The sequence below is a fragment of the Chitinasiproducens palmae genome (genome assembly GCF_900095735.1).
GTDB lineage: Bacteria > Pseudomonadota > Gammaproteobacteria > Burkholderiales > Burkholderiaceae > Chitinasiproducens > Chitinasiproducens palmae.
Genome location: NZ_FNLO01000001.1, coordinates 778777 through 799432 on the forward strand (window position 1 = coordinate 778777; position 20656 = coordinate 799432).

Here is a 20656-nt window from a genome sequence, read left to right on the forward strand (position 1 = left end):
GGCTGGCGGGTCGCGTCGCAAGCGTTCCGCTCAAGGAGACGACGATGCAAACGGTAACGATAGATGACGATTTCGGCAGTTGGCGGACGGCGGCGCGCCGTGCTCTGATCGCGCAACTCGCGCCCGATCAGATCGAGTGGCGCACTACCGATAGTGGGCCTGCTGCTGACGCAAGGCAGCCGCGCGCAGGCTTCCTGTTCGACGACCCGCTGCCAGAGACGACAGCACCGTGCCTCGCCGCGTCCGAAACGGTCCGCACCGGCAGCACTGCGGTGTCGCGTATGCCCGCCCTGGTCGAGGCAGGCGACGCGGTGGACGCCGTGGGCGTCGCGCCGGCCGATGAAACGAATGCATCCGACGCGACCGCAGGGTTTGCCGTGCCCCGCGACGTGCTCAAGCGGATTCGCACCGCCGCACGTGCGTCCGACCCGCAGCGCTGGTCTTTTCTCTATCGCGTCGTGTGGCGTTATGCCCACGGCGACCATGCCGCCGTGCTGCCAGGCGATATCGACGGCGAGCGTTTGACGCGGATGGCCCGACAGGTCACACGTGAATTCCATCATTGGCGCGCATTCCTCCGCTTTAGCGAAACGTCGGACGCCGACGACGCTGCGGCGTCGGCATCGACCGACGCCGCCGAAGCGGCGTTGCCCGTGGCCGCTAGCGGGGCAACCGACCCGGCCGCAGCGCCCGCGTTGGTCGCTTGGTGCGAACCCGAGCACGACATTCTCGAGCCGCTGGCGCGTTATTTCGAGAAGCGGCTTGGCCGCGCCCGGTGGATGATCGCGACGCCGGACGGGGTGGCCCGCCACGACCGCGATGGCTTGGACATCGATCGCTCCGCGCCGCAGAAACGGCCTGCGTCCCAGGACGAAGTCGAACAACTGTGGCGCACCTATTTCCGAAGCATATTCAACCCGGCCCGCGTCAACCCCGCGCTGACCCGCCAGCATCTGCCGCTGCGGTATTGGAAGCATCTGCCCGAGGGAGACTTGATTCCGAGGCTGGCCGCCGAGGCGACTACCGGACAGCGCCGTCACGCACAGGCGCCCACGCTGCGCGGCAATACCGGCAAGCAGGTCGCCGTCAGCGCGCACGACGCGCAGCCGCAGCGCGACGCCGCAACGTCGCTCGACACCTGCCGGCGATGCCCGCTGTGGGAGCATGCAACGCAAGCCGTCGGCGGCGTCGGACCGGCCAACGCGACGTTGATGCTGGTTGGCGAACAACCGGGCGATCAGGAGGACCTGAGCGGCAAACCTTTCGTCGGCCCGGCCGGCCAACTTCTCGACCGCGCGATGGCCAGCGCCGACGTGCCGCGCGAGCGCGTCTACGTCACCAACGCGGTGAAGCACTTCAAATGGGAGCCACGTGGCAAGCGGCGGCTGCACAAGACGCCGGCGCAACGCGAAATCGACGCCTGCCATGTGTGGCTCGAACAGGAAATCGCGGCTCACCGGCCACGCGTCGTCGTAGCGCTCGGCGCGACGGCATTGAAGTCCCTCAGCGCTGCAAAGGCGAAGCTGTCCAGCGTGCTGAACCAACCGTATGAACAAGATGGCATGTGGATCGTTCCGACTTACCATCCGTCCTACGCGCTGCGCGTACCGGATGCCGAGGCGCGCGCGGCCGCCGAACGCACGATCGTCGAGGCGCTGGCACGCGCCCGCGAATTGCTCGAAGCGCACGGTACGTGACGGCGGCCGGGGAACGTAGTCGAATATTGCCGGGGGACGCTGCGCCGGCGTGGGCACTCGGGCTTAGCGTCCTCGCCGACGCAAGGATCAGCCGCTCCTCGACGGAATCGGCGGACTCCAGCGGCAGACCAGAGCGGCAGATCGCAGCGGTCCGGCTCAACTCGTGCGTTGTTAGCCGTCCTGCGATGAGTGACTCACTTGGATACAGCGCCGAAGGCCAGCTTGGGAAGTCCTCATCCTGTCGCAAGCGCTGGCGCGATCCGTTACTAGAACTGTGATGTTACCGACGGTTGGCGGTCTCGCGGCGGTGCTGTGAGACGGCACCACCAAGCGGTCATGCGATGCCGGTCAACAGACGTCTCAAGCCGCGCAGGACGCCTGACCGCTGGTTGCAGATGCAGAGCGTTTCCCGCGCAGGTGATCAGCGGTGTGACACAGCAGATGGAATCATCCGCGCCTATGCTAGCCCTTGCACAGCGATGCGCCGGCGAGACGGGTGCGTCTGATACAACGCGGCTTGTAACGAACAACAGCCGCAGTACGGCGACGCGCGGTTGGCAGACTCGATCCTCATCTCGTCGCCGAGCGGCCATTAAGCTGCAATTCGAAATTCGAGATGCAAACCAGCAGCCGACACCATGTTCACCAACGTGTCGAGGCTGAATAGATCGATTTTGCCGCGCAAGAGATCTGAGATGCGAGGCTGGGTGACGCCGAGTTGCCGCGCCGCTTGCGCCTGGGTCCAGCCCCGTTCTTTGATGCGCTGTTCAACTGCCATCATCAGTGCTGAACGCAGCTTCATGTTGTCGGCTGCGGTCGTGTCCTCGATGGCATCCCATACACTGGTAAAACGTTCGTTGCTCATAAGCCCAGCTCCCTGACCAAATCTCGGTATCGGTTCGCGGCCATATCGAGGTCTGCCTTGCCGGTCGCCTGTGTTTTTTTTTGAAAGCAATGGAGGACATACACCGCATCAGCGAACTTCGCGACATAGATGATACGAAACGCGCCCCCGACGTCCCGGATCCTGATTTCCCGAACGCCCTGCCCAACCGTATGCATCGGTTTCCAGTCGCTAGGTTCGTGGCCGCTTTGAACCTTATCGAGTTGGTAACCTGCCTCACGCCGCGCCCCCTCCGGAAAACGTCGCAGATCGTCCAGCGCTCCGCCTCGAAAAACGACGGTTTTCACAACCCTATCCATGCCGACATCATACAAAATCTTGTATATATGCGCAAGGGATCTGCGCAGTTGGACGTTGCGCGGTAGGTTGAGACCGATCGCACAGAAGCTGGGCGTCCCCTGAGCGTCCCATCCCCTGAGCGTCCCATCCCCTGAGCGTCCCATCCCCTGAGCGTCCCATCCCCTGAGCGTCCCATCCCTTGAGCGTCGCTCGAGCGACCGACGCGCGGAGTCGATGGCACGACTTGCGTACCGGGGTCTCACTTGGCAATGTCGTCGACCGCGCCGCCCCGTCTTCCCGGTCTGCTGACAGTTCAAGGCGATCTGGGGTGACGCGAAGCCGCTCGGAATGATCAGCCGCGATCCGCGAGGCGAATGCAGATCTGAATGCTTGATTGCCGATCACGCGCCAGGCACTCGATCGAACGGCGGAAGCCGGTTCTGAAGCGTTTGCCTTTCGAAGCGCACAGGGCGGTCGACGGCACGCGTCCGGCCATGCAGTGGAAACGGATGCGTGGAATGGTTGACGTGCGGGTTATATCGTCGATGTGCGCGGGAAGCACCGTCCTTACGTGCTGCCGCTTGACCGCCAATGGGTAGCTGCTCGCCCTCGCCACGACGGTCTGCCCCAGCACGCTCGCCATTCTGTCGCGGCCGACGCGCCGCCTCCACGTTGCAACCTTCCCGCGAGCATACGAACGCGCATCGCTCAACGCGAAGTTGCCGCCCCGGTGTGTCCCGCCGTTCCGGTGCCAGCACTGCCGCCGCAGAGCGCGCCGCCAGCCGTGCCCCGGCCCTCGGCGCTCGTTCCATCGCCGGCCGCTGCGTCCGGGCCAATCCCTCGCGCCAGCACCAGTAGCAAGGCGGTCAGAACGCTACCGGTCACGATCGCCAATGCGTAGGGCAGCAGTGGCGTGACAGCATGCGGGATCAATTGTACAAACACGCCGCCGTGCGGAACCCGCAGTTGGACGCCCATGCGCATGCAGATCGCGCCGGTCACTGCGGAGCCGACGACGCATGCGGGAATGGTTCGCAACGGATCGCGGGCCGCGAAAGGCAGTGCGCCTTCGCTGACGAAAGCGAGACCAAGCAGTCCTGCCGCCTTGCCAGCTTCGCGCTCGTCCGCGGCGAAGCGGCTGCGGAACAGCAGCGTCGCGAGCGCGATGCCAAGCGGTGCTGTCATGCCGGCAGCCATTGTGGCTGCCATGGGCGTATACACCGCGCTGGCCAGCAGACCGCTGCTGAACGCGTACACCGTCTTGTTGACAGGGCCGCCCATGTCGATCGACATCATGCCGCCGAGCAGCGCGCCGAACGCAAGCGCGCTGCCGGCCTGCAGGCTGCCGAGCCAGGCTTCGAGCGCGCGCAACGCAAGCGCGACCGGCTCGCCGACGAGGTAGAGCATCGTGAAGCCGACGATCGCGGTCGCGAGCAGCGGTATCAGCAGCACGGGCTTCAGGCCGGCGAGCGGCTTCGGCAGCGTGAGCCAGCGCGCCACCGCGCGCGCGGCATAGCCGGCCACAAAACCGGCCACGATGCCGCCGAGGAAGCCGGCGCCGCTGCTGGCGGCAAGCCAGCCACCGATCATGCCCGGCGCAAGCCCCGGGCGGTCGGCGATCGAAAATGCAATGAAGCCGGCCAGTGCCGGGACGATCAGCGCGAACGCGGCGCGTGCGCCAATCTCGCGCAGCGACCACGCCAGGCTGCCTTGCGGCGCCGCGGCCGCGGTATCGACGCCCTCGGCTGCGAACGAGAGCGCGATCAATAGGCCGCCGGCTACGATGAACGGCAGCATGTGCGAGACGCCGGTCATCAGGTGACGGTAGAAGTCTCGGACCACCGGCAGTCGCATGACAAGGTGCGCGAGCGGTATGCCGGCTGCCTGGCGCGCACGCGCGATGGCCGCGGTCGCGCCGCCGACGCCAACGCCAACGCCGACGCCGACGCCGACGCCAATACTGCCAGTGCCGGCGTCCGGTCCACGCGCGACGGCTCGATCGCGGGCCGTGTGGTCAGTGGCGACGGTTGCTGCCAAGCGCCCTTCGACCGGGTCGTCGAACAGATGGGCCTCGGTCAACGCGGCCTCGATCACGGCGCTGCCATTCCGGATTGCCGCCTTGGTGCCACTGCGGTACACACGTTTGCCTGCGAAGCGGGACAGATCGACTTGTGTGTCGGCCGCCACGATAACGACGTCGGCCGCGGCGATCTCGTCGTCGGTAAGCGCATCCTGCGCACCGACCGAGCCACGCGTTTCGACCCGCATCGCATACCCGAGCGCTGCGCCGGCTCGCTTCAGCGCTTCGGCCGCCATGAACGTATGCGCGATGCCGGTGGGACAGGACGTCACGCCGACCACACGGCGCTGCCGCGCCGAGCTGGCGCTATCGCTTTCGGCGCCGTCCGGTAGCGCGTGGGACAGGCGATCGCTGCGGACAATGCCCGTGCCCTCCGCTGCCGCATGCCGGTCACTCAATGTCACGGCTTTTCCAGCGTGCGCGGCCACCGCTTCTCTCGATGCAACGCCGTCCGCCCCGACTCGCTTCGGCACCGCTCGACCCAGCGCGGCAAGCGCGGCCGCCAGGGCCGCGTCCGCGTCTGCCAGGACATCATCAAGGTTGCAGCGATGAAACCGATGGATACCGGGAAGTCGCACCGCATCGGCTGACGCATCGCCGTCAATGACAAACAGCGCGCCAAGCGCACCGTTGCATTCGGCAGGATCAAGCCGTTCGCCGCTGCCAGCGGGGCCGCGCGTCTCGAACGACGCGTGCAGTCCAGCGCCGGCGGCGGCGCGGCGTAACGACTCCACCGCCAGGGTCAGGCAGGCGCGGCGCCGCGGTGCGACGACCACGATAACGATACGTGTTGTCTCCATTGTCTCCTCCCGGGCGCTCGGCCCGTCCGTTCGTGACGACCATGCCGCCGTGCCGCGCAGGGGTCAACCCGGACCTCGGCATCATCTCGACGTGGCGTGCGTAACATGCGTCGCGTGCGTCTTCAGGTTGTGCCGCTGCTGCCGGCCACCGATGCGGTTCCATACAACGCGCATCGGAACGCACGCACCCTGACCCGCGCGGCCAACGCATCGAGCGTGTCGCGAGACGGCAGATGGGGACCGATGCGCGCGAGTTTTCCGGCGGCAAAGGCGGTGGCGCGACGGCCGCACTCCGCCCACTCGCGCTGCTCGATCAGGCTCGCGATCAAACCCGCCAGGAACGCGTCGCCAGCGCCGACCGTGCTGAGCGGTTCGACCGGGAGCGGCGTTGCGACGAAGCCTTCGCAGTCCCAGTCGGCCGCGGGCGCGCGCCGCAGGCCGAAGGCGCCAGCGGCGCCGAGCGACACCACCACGGCGGCCACACCGCGCGCCAGCAGCGTCTCGGCCGCTGCGCGCAGACTGGCCTCGTCGCCGAGTGGCGCGCCAAGCAGCTCGCTGAGCTCCGCGCGATTGGGCTTGATCAGCGTCGGCAGCGCCTGGCGGTCTGCCTGCAACGCCAACCGAAGCGGCGCGCCACTGGTGTCCAGTGCGACAAGTGCGCCCCGGGCGCGCAGTCGAGGCAGCAGGCTGCCGTACCAGTCCTCGGGCGCGCCGGGCGGCAGGCTGCCGGCCAACACGATCCAGCGCCCAGGCTCGGCCAGCGCGACGACGCGGTCCGCCAACGCTGCCAGCCGGTCGCTGTCCGCCACCGTACCGGGCACATTGATATCGGTCGTCTCGCCGCGCGCCAGATCGACGATCTTGATGTTCGTGCGGCAGGACGCCGGGCCACGAAGGAAGCACTCGCTCATGCCTTTCGCAGCGAACAGCGCTTCGAAAGGCGCAGCGTTCAGCGTGCCGAGCAGTCCGGTCGAGATCGTTTCACAGTCGTAATCGGCCAGACACGCCGCGACATTCACGCCCTTGCCGCCGGCGTCGAGCCGTGACGATGACGCCCGGTGCACCTCGCCTGCAACCAGACGCGCCAACTGCACCGTCTGGTCCAGTGCCGGATGCGCGGTCACGCAAACGACCGGCTGCCGGCAGCCAGGCGCTTGCGCGCGGCCCGCCGTCTTGCGCTGTGGTTCGTCGTTCATCGACGCAACGCCGTGGCGGGCGGCCCGGCCTCCTGACGCGTGGGCGGTGGCGCGGTCGCGACGTGCGCCGCGCGCGCCGGCAAGTGGCGAGCGTGCGCGCCACCTTCAGCGCACGCCGCGCCCCCGGTCCGGTCGCCGACGGGATGGTCGTCAGAGTCGTGACGGCCCCTGTCTTCGGCTGGCTCGCACCACGCCGCGCGCTCAGTGCCGCTACGGTGCTGACCACCGTGGCAGCAGTCGTTTTCCTTGCTGTGCCGGTCCCGCTCGGCGGCGTCGCCTGCCGACGCGTCGGCACAACCGCCCCGCCCGCCGCCGCATCGACGCGCTGCGGCCACATCGCGCAGCGGGGGCGCAGCCTCGTCGTCACGCACCATCTCGAATGCATCCTGGGCAAGCGCGCGCACCGCTGCGTTATCGCCGCAGCGCAGCGCCCGCTGCGCCAACGCCTGCAGCGCGGGCAGCGACGCCTGTCGAATCCGAGCCTTCACGGCCGCGATGTCGCCAACGCTCATCGAGATTTCGTCGACCCCGAGCCCTGCGAGAATCGCTGCGCCGAGCGGCTCGCCGGCGAGTCCGCCGCACACGCCCACCCAAGCGCCGCCGCGCTGTGCGCCGTCCACCGCGAGCGAGATCAGGCGCAACACGGCCGGATGGAGGCTGTCCGCCTGCGCGGCCAGTGTCGGATGCTCGCGATCGATGGCCAGCGCGTACTGGGTCAGGTCGTTGGTGCCGATCGAAAAGAAATCCACGATCCCGGCAAACGCCTCGGCGAGCACGGCCGCCGACGGCGTCTCGATCATGATGCCAAGCGGCACCTGCGGCCCATCGACCTCGCTTCGCACGATCCCGGCCAATTGCACCGCGCGGCGCGCCTCGTCCAGGTCGCTGACCATCGGAAACATGATCGAGAGCGGCCCATGGCGGGCGGCCCGATATAGCGCGCGCAACTGTGGCAGAAACAGGTCGGGACGACGCAGGCACAGACGCAGTCCGCGTACGCCGAGGAACGGGTTGGTCTCGTGCGGAAGGTCCAGATAGGGCACCTGCTTGTCGCCACCGATGTCGAGCGTGCGGATGATCAAGCGCCGCCCTCCGCTCGCCTCGACCAGCGCGCGATACGCGTCGAACTGTTCGTCCTCGCTGGGCGCGCGGTCGCGTCCCAGGAACAGAAATTCGGTGCGCATCAGACCCACGCCGTCCGCGCCCGCAGCCAGGGCCGGCGCGACCTGGTCGGGACGCGTCACGTTCACGCCGACCTCGATGCGTCGACCGTCGCGGGTCATCGCCGGGCGCATGCAGTCGCGCGCAAGCCGGGCGGTGGCGTCCTGGACCGCGCGCTGTGCTGCCCGCGCCCGCTCCAGATCACGTTCGGAGACGTCCGCGTACAGTACGCCCGCATCTCCATCCAGCACGACGAGCGCACCATCAGGGAGTGTCATCACGGCATCACCGCACGCGACGGCGGCCGGCAGCCCCAGCGTGCGCGCCAGAATCGCAGTGTGCGAGCTCGGCCCGCCCGCCGCGGTGCAGAAACCTGCCGTCGTGGCCGGATCCAGGCCGACCGCGTCGGAGGGCGCCAGCTCCTGCGCAAGCACGACGACCGGGCCCGCCGAACGCAACCACGCGTTGGCGGCTTCCGCGGCGGGCGCCTCGGCTGACACCGTGGCAGACGCCGCAGCGGGCATCGAACCGAATGGCGTCGCGGATCCGGTCTCGCTGCCGCCGCTGCATTCGCTGCTTTCGTCACACAGACGGCGGAGCACGCGCGCGCCCACGTCCTGCAGGTCGGCCGCACGGCCGGCCAGCAACGGATCGGGAAGCGCGCTCAGCAGATTCGCCTGCCTGCGTACCGCTTCGCGCCAGCTCCACGCCGCACCGTGCCCATCCAGAATCCCGCCAGCGGCATCGGAGAGCAACGCCTGATCGTCGAGGAAATGCGCCTGTGCGGTGAATATCTCGCCCTCCGAGGGACCAAGACGCTCCGCTGTTTCCAACGCCAGGCGTTCCAGTTCGGCCAGCGTCTGCTCCAGGGCAGCATCCAGTGCCGCGCCATCGCGCGCCCTGCCGCGTGGTACGTCGGCCACCGCGCTGACCGGACCGCAAACTCGCTGTATGACGCCGATCGCCAGGCCCGGACCGACGCCAATCCCGCTGAACGAGCGGGCCGGATCGCGCGGCGTCCAGCACGCGGCGCCGCGCGCGCCGGCCCGGTGAGACGCGGCGCAGCCGACGCCGGTGGTACCGCCCGCGCGTGCACTCGCTCCGTGCGCGGCGACGGCCCGCCGGTGCTCCTCGGCGTGTAGGCCGACAATGGTGTCGGTCAAGGCGGCGAGCGCGGCCTCGGCGTCCTCTCCATGCGCCGAGATAACCAGCTCCGCGTTGGCGCTGGCGCCCAGTTGCAGGAGCTCGACGACACTACGCGGATCCGCGCAAACGGCCCCATGCCGTACCCGCATCCGCGCCGCGAAGCGTTTGGCGCAGGCGGCCCAGGCGCTGGCCGGCCGCGCGTGCAAACCGTTCGGGTAGTCGAGGATGACGACCCGGCGCGCCGCCAGGTCGCAAGGCTCGGCCACCTCGTCGCTCGACGGCGCGCGCCCGACCGGCGCACCGCTCATTGTCGCGATGATGCTGGCCACATCCGGTGCGGCCATGGCCTCGGCCATTCGCTCCGGATCGCCGATCATTCGGGTCAACTGCTGTAGCACCGCGAGATGTTCGTCCGACGCAGCGGCAATCGCGACGATGAGGCGAACCGGCTCCGCCTGCTCGTTGCCCGCGTCGGCGGCGGGCGGGCCGTCGCGCTCGAGTTTTCGGGCCGCCTCGAACATCGTTTCGACCGCCGTGCCGAAGTGCACCGCATCGCGCGCCGAGCCACGTCCCACCGCCCATTCGACCGCGCGCGAGAGGCGCAAGACCGCAATGCCGGTCCGATGGATCGCACCTCGCTCGGCAGGCAAGCCATGCGGAATCGCCACGCCGGCGCCGAGGTACGTCGTCGCGGCGCGCTCGCGGGCCACCATGCTGTCGACGTAGTGCGGCGCGATGCAGCCCGCGTCGACCAACAAACGCCCGGCCATCAGGATCGCGCCGTATCGGTCGTCTGCAGTCGCGTTCAGGCGCACGCAGGCCGGGTCGAGAGTGATCGACATCGTTTCCGTCCCCTTTGTTATGTCAGGCGGTGCCATCGCAGCGCCCCGCCAATCGTTCGGAGTGAAAACGATATCAGTTACGATGATTTTGTCACTAGAACCGGGAATCGCTTAAACTGGCCGACCGGCCGGATCGGATGGCGATTGAACAACCCATTTCCATCGCTTTACCGTGCAAACGTTGGGCTGACGCGCCCGGCGCATTCGACGATCTCACATCTCATGTTTCTCGTTGAAGTGCACATTGTTGACGAAACTTCAGACAGGCACACGTCAGAAACTGCGCGATCCGGCGTGGCCGCGACGACGCGAATCCGATAGCGCGAACGCGGGAGTGGGACCACGACAGTGATATGGCATCGATAAAAGACGTCGCCGCCATCGCAAATGTCTCGGTGGCGACCGTCTCGCGCGTCCTCTCGGGCAAGGGGCCAGTGCGCCACGAACTGCGCGAACGGGTGACGGCCGCAATGCACGCTTTGGACTACCGACCGAATGCCGCCGCGCAGCGCCTGCGCTCCGGCCATACCAGCACGGTCGGGCTGGTCGTGTCCGACATTCGCAACCCGTTCTTCACGGAACTGAGCCGCGCGGTCGAGGATTGCGCCTACCAACGGGGTTCGCGCGTCCTGCTGTGCAATACCGACGAGGACCCGGACAAGGAAGCGATGTACCTACGCCTGATGCGCGAAGAGCGCGTGGCCGGCGTCATCTATTCCCCGACCCGTACGGCGCTGGAAACCTTCGCGTCGAATGCATTCCGCTTCCCGGTGGTCATGGTCGACCGCGCGGGAGCGCCCCACGTCGCCGATGCCGTGACGATCGACAACCGCGCGGAGGCGGCGCGCTTGACGCAGCACTTGATCGCGCGCGGCTGCTCGCGCGTGGCAGGCGTCTTCGGCAACGCCAGCACCACCGGCGATGCGCGCCGCGCAGGTGTCGTCGATGCGCTGCAGGCAGCGGGACGACGGGCCACACTCTGCCACAGCGCCTTCCTGCCGCCGCGACCGGACGCGGCGCAGACACGCGTCGCGTCCTGGCTGCGCGCCGACACGCCACCCGACGCGGTCGTCGCAAGCAATGGCCGCCTGCTGCTGGGGGCCTATCGAGCCTGCCGTGCCTGGCAGGAGAGCCACGACGGCGCCGCGCCGCTGCTGGTTGGCTTCGACAACGAAGACTGGACCGCGCTTGTCGAACCGCCGCTGACCGTTCTCGCACAGCCGGTCTACGAGATTGGCCGTCACGCCATGGCGCTGCTGGCCGAACGCCTCGCCGCGCCCGATTCGCCGCGCCGGACGGTGGTGCTGGCCGGCGAACTGATTGTGCGCGACGGAAACGCGGCCTGATCGTCGACCCGACATCCGCCACCCGACGCGCGCGACGATCGCGACACGCCAGGCGCTTCGGCGCCGATACGTTCGCGATCGCGGAGACATGCGCGCGCGCCGCTTGGCGAAGGGAGCGACAGAGACGGCAGTATCGGCATGCGTGATACGAGGTCGCTTGCGGCTGCAGGCAATCGCCGCATGTCGCTTTACCCTGTCGATTGTCACCGCTGCGCGCGCGTTCAGCGGTGTTTGTGGTCGAGCATCATCTGGTCGAACAGCGCCTCCAGCAGTTCCGCAGTCGGCGTCTCGTTGGTGAACAGGATGCCGTACAGCAACGGCGCCACGATCCGCTCGACCAGGAGACTCACCGGCGGAGGCTGTTCCCCGCGCGCGCGCGCACGCTCGCGAAGCGACTCGACATGCTCGCGCAAGAAGCCATCGCACTTGCACGCACCGACGTAGGCTTCGGTCCCCAGTACGTCGCGAAGCATCGCGCGGCCGGGTGCCGATGCCATTTCGTCGGCGTATTGCGTGAGCCATGCCAGCACGTCGCCGCGAAAGCTTCCGGTGTCCGCCGGAACCTGGTCGGGCCGCATTCGCTCAACGGCCACGTCGGCGAGAAGACCGGCCAGATCGCCCCAGCGACGGTAGATCGTCGATGGGGTGACGCCAGCGCGCGTGGCAATCACCGGCACCGTCAATGCGGCGCGGTCACGCTCCTGCTGCAGTTCACGGACGGCTCGATGAACCGCGGCCTGCACGCGGGCACTGCGCCCGCCAGGACGCGGGCCAGTTCTATCGCTCATGGCTACGCTCAGGACCACCGCAACTAAAGCAAAACATTTGCTTTAGTCGAAGCGCGTCGCTATCATCTTTAAAGCGAACATTTTGCTTTAAAGGAGAGGCCATGTCCACGCAGTCCCCCGTTCCAGGCGGTCAGTCGACCCACGGGCCGCGCGCAGGAACCGGTGCCATGGTGCTTCATTCCGCGACATTGATCGCCTTCCTTGCCGCTTCCAGCGCCCCCACCCCGCTGTACCGCCTCTACCAACAGCAATGGGGCTTCAGCGCCACCTTGCTGACGCTGGTGTTCGCCGCCTATGCACTGGCGCTGCTGCTCGCACTCCTGTTACTCGGACGGTTGTCCGACCACATCGGGCGCAGGCCGGTGATTGCGCTTGCGCTGACGCTCGAGCTTGCTGCCATGGTCGGTTTTCTCTATGCCGATGGACCGGGCTGGCTGCTGGCCGTGCGAACCCTGCAGGGCTTCGCGACCGGCATGGCGACGGCCGCCGTCGGTGCGGCATTGCTGGACCTCGGCCACGAACGCGGCGCGCTGATAAACAGCGTCGCGCCGATGTTTGGCATGGCGACCGGCGCACTAGGCAGCACCGCGCTGATGGTGCTTGCGCCCAGCCCGTTGCACACCGTGTTCGCTGTGCTGCTGAGCGTGTTCGTGGCACTGCTTGCGTTGACATGGCGCGCGCCCGAGACAGTCCGGCACCGCGCCGGTTCATGGGCGAGCCTGCGGCCACGCCTGGCGGTGCCGATGCAGGCGCGCAAGGTGTTCCTTGCGGTGACGCCGGCCAATGTCGCGGTCTGGATGTTGGGCGGGTTCTATCTGTCGCTGATGCCGTCGCTGATCATCGCGACGACCCACGTCAACACGCCCTGGCTGGGCGGCCTTGTCGTCGCGGCGCTGACCCTCACCGGCGCCGCCGCAGTGCTTGGCGCGCGCAAGCTGAAAACCTTCACGATCCTCCTGACGGGCGAACTGACCCTGGTCGCCGGGATGGCGGTGATCCTGACGGCGGCCAACTACGGCCAGGCCGCATTGCTGCTGGTCGGATCGGTCCTGGCCGGCTTCGGTTTCGGCGCAAGCTTCCTTGGCGCGGTGCGCAGCGTGCTGCCGCTGGCGCAGCCCCACGAACGCGCCACACTGATGGGCGTGTTCTATATCGAAAGCTATCTGGCACACGCCGTGCCGACCATCGCCGTTGGCTATCTGGCCCAGCAGGTCGGCTTGCTGACGGCGGTGAACGTTTACGGCACGGTGATTTCGGTATTGGCACTGCTGGCCACTGTCCTCCTGTTCAGGCAGGTCGGCACGTCGGCCGAGCGAGGCTGACCGGCTGGACAGGCAGGTGCGCGCAACCTTGTCCGGATGTCTGCCGCGCCGAACGCCGTGCGCCCGCGGTCACGCGGTCACGCAGCCACGCAGCCACGCAGCCACCATAGGCCACCGCCACCCGCTGTCCACGCCAATGCGCGCAAGCGTGGGCGACGCTCGCCGCGCCAACCGTGTTGCGCGGGCCGGCTGCGGGCTCGCTGGCGGCCGCATGCTTGGTGCGGTTCAGCCATGCGATTGGCATACTACATAGATGCATCACAATCACAGCCGGCGCCGCGCAGACACGCGTACACTTCGTCTGCGCCGCACCGTCGCGGCAACGACCACGCAGCCCCCACGACCATGTTCACCTGCCGAAACCAGCCATGTCGCGCCGAATGGCAATTGTCCGACATCGACATTGAAAACGAAGGGCAAGGTCTGCTGTTCCGTTGCCCGATCTGCGGCGCGCGCAACCCGGTAATTCGCCACGACGGCGCCGACGGTATCGTTCGCTATGAACAGACCGACGAATTGGTGCCGGTCACCGGCGCCCGACGCGCGGCGCGGGAAGCCGCGGCGGCGCCCGGTACGGCGTCGATCCGACGCAAGGGCACCCCGCGATGAGCGCGCAACCACCGCAGTCCACGGACCACTCGTCGAGTCTCGACTTCGCCTCGCTCGATCTGCCGGCGCCGGTGCTCGAGAACCTCGCGCGACTCGGCTACGCGACGATGACGCCGATTCAGGCCGCCAGCCTGCCGCTGGCGCTGTCGGGACGCGATATCCTCGCGCAGGCCAAGACCGGCAGCGGCAAGACCGCGGCGTTCGGGCTCGCGCTGCTGGCGCGCATCGATGTGCGGGCGCAGGATGCCGCCGGTCCGCTGTTGCAGGGCCTGGTGTTATGCCCGACCCGCGAGTTGGCCGAACAGGTCAGCCAGGAACTGCGCCGGCTGGCCCGCGCCGAGGACAACGTCAAGATCCTGACGCTGTGCGGCGGCACGCCGATGCGTCCGCAACTGGCCAGCCTCGAACACGGCGCCCACGTGGTCGTCGGTACGCCGGGCCGCATTCTCGATGTCCTGGGCCGCGGCGCGCTGCGTTGCGCCACCCTGCGCACGTTGGTGCTGGACGAGGCGGATCGCATGTTGGACATGGGCTTCCATGACGACATCGTCGCGATCGCCGACCAGTGCCCGCCCGAGCGTCAGACGCTGCTATTTTCAGCGACCTATCCCGAGGGCATTGCGCGCCTGGGCCGCCGCTTTCTGCGGCAGCCGGTCGAAGTGAAGCTGGCGGAGCAGCATGATGCACGCACGATCTCCGAACGCTTTTATGAGGTCGACGAGGACCAGCGGCTGCACGCGGTGGGTCTGCTGCTGAATCATTTCCGTCCGACCAGCACGCTGGCGTTTTGCAATACCCGCCAGCGTTGCCGCGATCTGGTCGAGGTGCTCAATGCGCAGGGCTTCGAAGCGGTCGCGTTGCATGGCGAGCTCGACCAGCGCGACCGCGACCAGGTGTTGATCCGCTTTGCGAACCGCAGTGTGTCGGTGCTGGTGGCCACCGACGTGGCCGCGCGCGGGCTCGACATTGCGCAGTTGGAGGCGGTGATCAATGTCGACGTGACACCCGAGGCTGAGGTTCACGTCCACCGGATCGGCCGCACCGGCCGCGCCGATGCGCAGGGTGCCGCTTACACGCTGGTCAGCGTCGACGAAATGGGGCGCGCCGCGGCGATCGAAGCGGCCAGCGGCCGCTCACTGAAATGGCACACGCTTGCTGAGTTGACGCCGGCCGATGGCGGCCGCCTGCGCCCGCCGATGACGACGCTGCAGATCCTCGGCGGCCGCAAGGAGAAGATCCGGCCGGGCGATGTGCTCGGCGCGCTGACCGGCGAGGCCGGATTGCCCGCCAGCAGTGTCGGCAAGATCGCCATCACCGACATGGCCAGCTACGTCGCCATCGCGCGCGAGCAGGCGGCAGAGGCCGTGAAGCGCCTGAGCGAAGGCAAGCTCAAGGGCCGCAAGGTCAAGGCGCGTCTCCTGTAATGGGGGCGCGGGGATCGGACGGCGCGCCCCGAGGCGATCCACGGCATGTCGTCGCGTGCTCGCTGGCCCCCGCCGCCGCAGCCCCGCGATAGCCCCGTCATAGCCCCGCGACAGCCGCGCCACCCAGCCTCGACCGCGTCACGCCGGCTGTTACGCGCGGCCCCGCGGTCGAGCGTGGACACCGAATGGCCTGTGCGGGTGCACACCGCCGATTCGGCCCGCGCGTTCCTTCGTTTTCACTTATTCGCCCGGTTCCCACCATGACTGCTCCCGCTCGTTCGCCGGTCGTCGTTGTCGCCCCCGACTCATTCAAGGGCTCGCTGGACGCGGAAGGCGTGGCCAACGCGATTGCCGATGGTGTGCGCACGGCGTGCCCGCACGTCGCAGTCCGGCTGCTGCCGATGGCCGACGGCGGGGAAGGCACGCTGGACGCGCTGCTTGCCGCCGGCGGCGTTCGACGGGCGCTCGACGTGTCGGGCGCAAGCGGCGCGCGCTGCCGCGCCGCGCTCGGAATGCTCGACAATGGCGCCGCCGTCATCGAGTCGGCGCAGATCGTCGGTATCACCGACCCGGTCGGCATGGCTGCGCCAGTCGCCGAGCGCAGCACGCGCGGCGTTGGCGAAGCCATTCGCGCGTCGCTCGACGCGGGCGCGCAAACGATCTATCTGGCGCTGGGCGGCTCCAGTACCAACGACGGCGGCGCCGGCATGCTGGTCGCGCTGGGCGCGATCCTCAGCGATGCCGACGGGCGTCCGCTCGAACCCGCACCCGCGGCATTGTCCCGGGCGGCGCGGCTGGACCTGAGCGGACTTGATCCCCGTCTCGCGTCGGTCGAGCTGGTCGGCCTGTCCGACGTCGACAACCCGCTGCTCGGACCGCATGGCGCAAGCGCGGTCTTCGGTCCGCAGAAAGGCGTCGGCGCGGCGCAGGTCGAAGCCTTCGACGCGGCACTCGCGGGCTTCGCCAACTGCGCGGAAGCGGCGTTCGGTGCACCGGGCACGCGCGAGCGCGCGGGTGCGGGGGCAGCGGGCGGACTCGGGTTCGCGCTGCACCTGCTGAACGCGCGTTTCGAACCCGGCGCGGAGGTCGTGGCACGCGAGATCGGTCTGGACGCGGCGCTGGCGGACGCGGACTGGATGATCACCGGCGAAGGCCGCTCCGACGCGCAAACGCTGCGCGGCAAGGCGCCTTTCGTAGCAGCGCGACATGCCCGCGATGCTGGCGTGCCGGTCAGCCTGCTGTCGGGCGGCATCGACCGCGCCGCATTGCCGCTGTTGTCAGAGCACTTCGACGGCTGCTTTTCGCCGGCGCCCGGGCCGCTGAGTCTTGACGAGGCGATCCGCGACGCCGCGTCACTGCTGCGCGACGCGGGCCGACAGCTGGCCCTGCTTCGCTTTGCGCGATCGCGCACGCGCTGAACGACGTTCCCGGCGCCTGCGACGCTGCGACGCTGCGAGGCGCGAGCGTCCAGCGGCAGCGCCGGTGCGCACCCGGCGGCCGGCCGACGCATCGGAAAGCAGTCGGGCCATGCCCGCACTGCCGGCAGGCGAAACCTCAGCCATGTCCTGGCTGAGGTGGCGCCCGCCCGGGATTGCTCCGTCAGGCGCCAGCCTGCCAGTCCGGACGACAGGCCGCCATCGCCCACATCAAGGCGTCCAGCTCGTTCTGCATCGCCTCCTGCGTGCCGTCCTCCGGCCGCGAATTGAGCAATGCTGACCAGACCAGACCCGTGTGCGTATGCACGAGCACACTGGTCGTGCCGGACAGACTGCCGAAGTGGAAGGCGTTGGGGCCGCCGGTGTAGATGCTCCAGCCGCAGCCGTAGGGCGTGTAGGCCTTGTTGCAAGCGGTGCTCAAGGCGTTGACGCTGGTGATCGTCGCGATGCTGCTGGGCTTGAGCAGCGCTGGACCACCCATCTTGTCGGTTGCGGCGAACACCGCGGCACCGAAGCGCACCAGGTCGCTGGCGCGGGCGATCCAGCCGCCATGCGAGTCCATCCGCGTGATCGGAAACTGATACGGGAAAGCCGAGTCGTCGGGGTCGTAGTACCCGGCCTCCGGCGGCTGCGAGCCGGACGTCGCGATCACCATGTCGTCCACCCCGATCGGCGCAAGCACTGCGTTCCGCACGTACGTGTCATACGGTTGCCCAGTGATCTTCTCGATTACCCGTCCGAGCAGGCAGTAGCCGAAGTTCGAATAGGCGTAGCACTGTCCCGGCATATAGGCCAGCCCTTGCGTCGCCAACGTCTTGCGGATCAGCGCGTCGTGATCTAGGTCCCAGTACTGGCGAAGGAACATCGGATCGTTGCCGTCGCTGGACCAGCCGCCGCAGAGGTGCCGCAGCAGATGCTGGATCTGAATCGCGTCGACCTTGCGCGGCGTCTTCGCCGGCACGTCCGCGAACTGGTTGAGCACGCCCTCGCCGGTGAAGACGGGCGTTTCCAGCGTCAGCTCGCCCGCCTCGATCAATTGAAAGATTGCCGCCGAGGTGAATGGCTTGGTCACGCTTGCAATACGGAAACGCGTGTCGGTCGTCACCGGTATCGTGCCGTGGAATTCGGTGTATCCGTAAGCCTGCTCGTAGAAGATCTGCCCGCCCCGACCGAACGACAGCGACATGCCCGGCATGTTCCACCGTTCGATGAAGCACTTTGCCAGCGCGTCGATGCCGGCATTGCCGGTCACGCTGGTCGTGCAGGCGCCTGCGGCCTTCGGCGGGTTTGTCGGATTCGGCGCGCCCGCTGCACGCGCGGTGCCTGGCAGCACGAGACCGGCGGCCAGGGCGCCCGTCGCGCCGATGAAGCGACGACGGTCGATGTGTAAGGACATGCTGACGTCTCCTGAGCTAGGGAAAGACCGGACAGCCTCACATGGACCAGCCGGCGTGGTGGATCGCTCGGATCATACCCGCGGCGCGAGGCGGTATGACGATTGCTGATCGAACCCCAGCGGTCAGCCATGCTGGCCTTTTCGTTCACTGAGAAGAGAGATTCCCGATGAAAGCGCTCCGCTGGCATGGCAAGAAAGACATCCGATGTGACAACGTCCCGGACCCGACCATCGAGGAGCCGCGCGACGCGATCATCAAGGTCACGAGCTGCGCGATTTGCGGCTCCGATCTGCACCTGTTCGATGGCTTCATGCCCGGCATGAAATGCGGCGACATCATGGGGCACGAGTTCATGGGCGAGGTCGTCGAGGTCGGCAGCGAAAACAAGGCGCTGAAGAAAGGCGATCGCGTCGTCGTGCCGTTCACGATCTTTTGCGGCGATTGCGACCAGTGCAAGCGCGGCAACTTCTCCGTGTGCGAGCGCAGCAACCGCAACAAGGATCTCGCCGACAAGATGTTCGGGCACACGACGGCCGGCTTGTTCGGCTACACGCATTTGACCGGCGGCTACCCGGGTGGTCAGGCCGAGTACGTGCGGGTGCCGTTCGCCGACAAGACCCACGTGAAGATCCCGGAGGGGCTGACCGACGAACAGGTGCTGTTCCTGGGCGACATCTTCCCGACCGGCTGGCAGGCGGCCGTGCAATGCGACATCGAGCCGACCGACACCGTGGCGATCTGGGGCGCGGGGCCGGTCGGCCAGATGGCGATCCGCAGTGCCGTGCTGCTCGGCGCCAAGCAGGTGATCTCGATCGACAACGTGCCGGAGCGCCTGGCGATGGCCGAAGCCGGCGGTGCAGTGCCAATCAACTTGGACGAAGAAAGCGTGCTGGAACGGCTGAAGGACCTGACCCAGGGCAAGGGTCCGGAGAAGTGCATCGACGCGGTCGGCATGGAAGCACACGCAACGCGCTCGCTGGACTCGATGTACGACCGCGTCAAGCAGGCGGTGATGCTCGAAAGCGATCGGCCGCACGTGCTGCGCGAGATGATGTACGTGTGTCGCCCGGCCGGCATCCTGTCGATTCCAGGCGTGTACGGTGGCCTGATCGACAAAGTGCCGTTCGGCATGGCGATGAACAAGGGCCTCACGTTCCGGATGGGCCAGACGCACGTCAATCGCTGGACCGACGACCTGCTCAAGCGCATCGAATCGGGTCAGATCGATCCCTCGTTCGTGATTACCCATACCGTTTCGCTGGAGGAAGGACCGGCGATGTACAAGACCTTCCGTGACAAGGAGGACGGCTGCATCAAGGTCGTGCTCAAGCCCTAACATCCGCGTCCATCGGAGGATCGACATGGCTTCAACGTTGCAAAAGGCAAGTAGCGCGGCGCCCACCGTCGCACGCGGCCTCGGCTGGTTCAGCATCGCGCTGGGCGTCACCGAACTGCTGGTGCCGCGCGCCGTGGCGGCATTCGCCGGCAGCACCGCGTCACCTGGCCGGGTCCGCCTGTATGGCCTGCGCGAGATCGCTTGCGGGATCGGCCTGCTGCGCGCCAACAACCCGCGCGGTTTCGTCTGGGCGCGCCTGGCGGGCGATGCGGTGGACCTCGCCACCGTCGGTGCCGACGCGGGCGCCAGCGCGCAGGCGCGCCAACGCGCCGCCGTGGCCGCGGTAGGACTGGCCGGGGTGGCCACGCTGGACCTCGGCACGGCTGCCGCACTGGAATACGAACAGCGCCGCGGCCGACGCCGCAGCGCCGGCGGCGCGGTGTCGGCCAATGCGGCCCGCCGCTACGTGTCGCGCAGCGGCTTCCCCCGCGTTGCCGAGGCGATGCGTGGCGAGGCCAGCCGCGACTTCACCGTGCCGCGCGACATGGCCACCCCGGACGCGTTGCGCGCGTATGGCAGGCCGCCGCGGTCGACCGAACGCTTCCCGAACGCACAGCGCTGAGCGAGACTTGGTCGAAACGGCGCGGCAACGCGCCGGCAAAGCCGGCGACGATGGCGGCGCGCGGGCCCGACCGGTCGGGCCGACAGCCACGTGACAAGCGCCGCATGGTCAGCCGGCGCAGTGACTGTTGCACGCAGTGGTCGACGTTTATGCAGTGACAGTCGACGCTTGTGCCGCAACGGTCGACGCTTGCGCTAAAGGGCAGCTGCGCGCAGCGCTGGCGGTGAACGGCAGCGGTGAACGGCAGCGGTGAACGGCAGCGGTGAACGGC

Annotated in this window: 16 protein-coding genes; 8 read left to right on the plus strand and 8 right to left on the minus strand. The window is 68.0% G+C overall.

The window, feature by feature from the left end:
- The first annotated feature begins 44 nt into the window (after positions 1-44).
- Complete coding sequence (locus BLU54_RS03015; protein ID WP_091904363.1) at positions 45-1697, plus strand: UdgX family uracil-DNA binding protein; 1653 nt, start codon at positions 45-47, stop codon at positions 1695-1697.
- 592 nt (positions 1698-2289) lie between these two features.
- Here BLU54_RS03015 and BLU54_RS03020 read toward each other — a convergent pair.
- From BLU54_RS03020 to ptsP, 6 genes are all read right to left on the minus strand, one after another.
- Positions 2290-2562, minus strand: a complete 273-nt coding sequence (locus BLU54_RS03020) for a helix-turn-helix domain-containing protein (RefSeq protein ID WP_091904365.1) — start codon at positions 2560-2562, stop codon at positions 2290-2292.
- A complete protein-coding gene (locus tag BLU54_RS03025; RefSeq protein ID WP_091904557.1) occupies positions 2559-2900 on the minus strand; it encodes a type II toxin-antitoxin system RelE/ParE family toxin in 342 nt (113 codons plus the stop codon). The genes BLU54_RS03020 and BLU54_RS03025 overlap by 4 nt, the downstream gene beginning before the upstream one ends.
- A gap of 332 nt (positions 2901-3232) precedes the next feature.
- Positions 3233-3523 (minus strand): hypothetical protein, encoded by a 291-nt coding sequence (locus BLU54_RS23090; RefSeq protein WP_139169436.1) that lies wholly within the window; start codon positions 3521-3523, stop codon positions 3233-3235.
- A gap of 65 nt (positions 3524-3588) precedes the next feature.
- On the minus strand, positions 3589-5760 hold the full coding sequence (locus tag BLU54_RS03030) for a PTS fructose transporter subunit IIC (RefSeq protein ID WP_091904367.1): 2172 nt from the start codon (positions 5758-5760) through the stop codon (positions 3589-3591).
- A 122-nt stretch (positions 5761-5882) separates the two neighbouring features.
- Positions 5883-6956 carry a 1-phosphofructokinase family hexose kinase gene (locus BLU54_RS03035; protein ID WP_091904369.1) on the minus strand — a complete coding sequence of 358 codons (1074 nt, stop codon included), beginning with the start codon at positions 6954-6956 and terminating at the stop codon, positions 5883-5885.
- Positions 6953-10105: a phosphoenolpyruvate--protein phosphotransferase gene (gene ptsP / locus BLU54_RS03040; RefSeq protein WP_091904371.1), complete on the minus strand. Its 3153-nt coding sequence runs from the start codon at positions 10103-10105 to the stop codon at positions 6953-6955. The genes BLU54_RS03035 and ptsP overlap by 4 nt, the downstream gene beginning before the upstream one ends.
- Positions 10106-10458: 353 nt before the next feature.
- On the opposite strand from ptsP, the gene BLU54_RS03045 reads away from it, so the two are divergent.
- Positions 10459-11451, plus strand: coding sequence for a LacI family DNA-binding transcriptional regulator (locus tag BLU54_RS03045; protein ID WP_091904373.1), 993 nt, complete (start codon positions 10459-10461; stop codon positions 11449-11451).
- A 221-nt stretch (positions 11452-11672) separates the two neighbouring features.
- Here BLU54_RS03045 and BLU54_RS03050 read toward each other — a convergent pair whose 3' ends face one another.
- Complete coding sequence (locus tag BLU54_RS03050) at positions 11673-12239, minus strand: TetR/AcrR family transcriptional regulator (RefSeq protein WP_091904375.1); 567 nt, start codon at positions 12237-12239, stop codon at positions 11673-11675.
- 167 nt (positions 12240-12406) lie between these two features.
- Between BLU54_RS03050 and BLU54_RS03055 the strand changes: the two genes are divergently transcribed.
- The 4 genes from BLU54_RS03055 to BLU54_RS03070 all read left to right on the plus strand — a co-directional run bounded on the left by BLU54_RS03055 (position 12407) and on the right by BLU54_RS03070 (position 17012).
- Positions 12407-13561 (plus strand): MFS transporter, encoded by a 1155-nt coding sequence (locus BLU54_RS03055; RefSeq protein ID WP_091904377.1) that lies wholly within the window; start codon positions 12407-12409, stop codon positions 13559-13561.
- A gap of 345 nt (positions 13562-13906) precedes the next feature.
- Positions 13907-14170 carry a hypothetical protein gene (locus BLU54_RS03060; RefSeq protein WP_091904379.1) on the plus strand — a complete coding sequence of 88 codons (264 nt, stop codon included), beginning with the start codon at positions 13907-13909 and terminating at the stop codon, positions 14168-14170.
- Positions 14167-15594: an ATP-dependent RNA helicase DbpA gene (gene dbpA, locus BLU54_RS03065; RefSeq protein ID WP_091904381.1), complete on the plus strand. Its 1428-nt coding sequence runs from the start codon at positions 14167-14169 to the stop codon at positions 15592-15594. The genes BLU54_RS03060 and dbpA overlap by 4 nt, the downstream gene beginning before the upstream one ends.
- A gap of 260 nt (positions 15595-15854) precedes the next feature.
- Entirely contained in the window at positions 15855-17012 is a 1158-nt protein-coding gene (locus BLU54_RS03070) for a glycerate kinase (protein ID WP_091904383.1), read from the plus strand.
- A 181-nt stretch (positions 17013-17193) separates the two neighbouring features.
- Here BLU54_RS03070 and BLU54_RS03075 read toward each other — a convergent pair whose 3' ends face one another.
- On the minus strand, positions 17194-18426 hold the full coding sequence (locus BLU54_RS03075) for a serine hydrolase domain-containing protein (protein WP_091904385.1): 1233 nt from the start codon (positions 18424-18426) through the stop codon (positions 17194-17196).
- A gap of 167 nt (positions 18427-18593) precedes the next feature.
- On the opposite strand from BLU54_RS03075, the gene BLU54_RS03080 reads away from it, so the two are divergent.
- Together BLU54_RS03080 and BLU54_RS03085 are read left to right on the plus strand one after the other, a co-directional pair.
- A complete protein-coding gene (locus BLU54_RS03080) occupies positions 18594-19763 on the plus strand; it encodes a zinc-dependent alcohol dehydrogenase (protein WP_091904387.1) in 1170 nt (389 codons plus the stop codon).
- A 25-nt stretch (positions 19764-19788) separates the two neighbouring features.
- Positions 19789-20385 carry a hypothetical protein gene (locus BLU54_RS03085; protein ID WP_091904389.1) on the plus strand — a complete coding sequence of 199 codons (597 nt, stop codon included), beginning with the start codon at positions 19789-19791 and terminating at the stop codon, positions 20383-20385.
- The last annotated feature ends 271 nt before the right edge of the window (positions 20386-20656 follow it).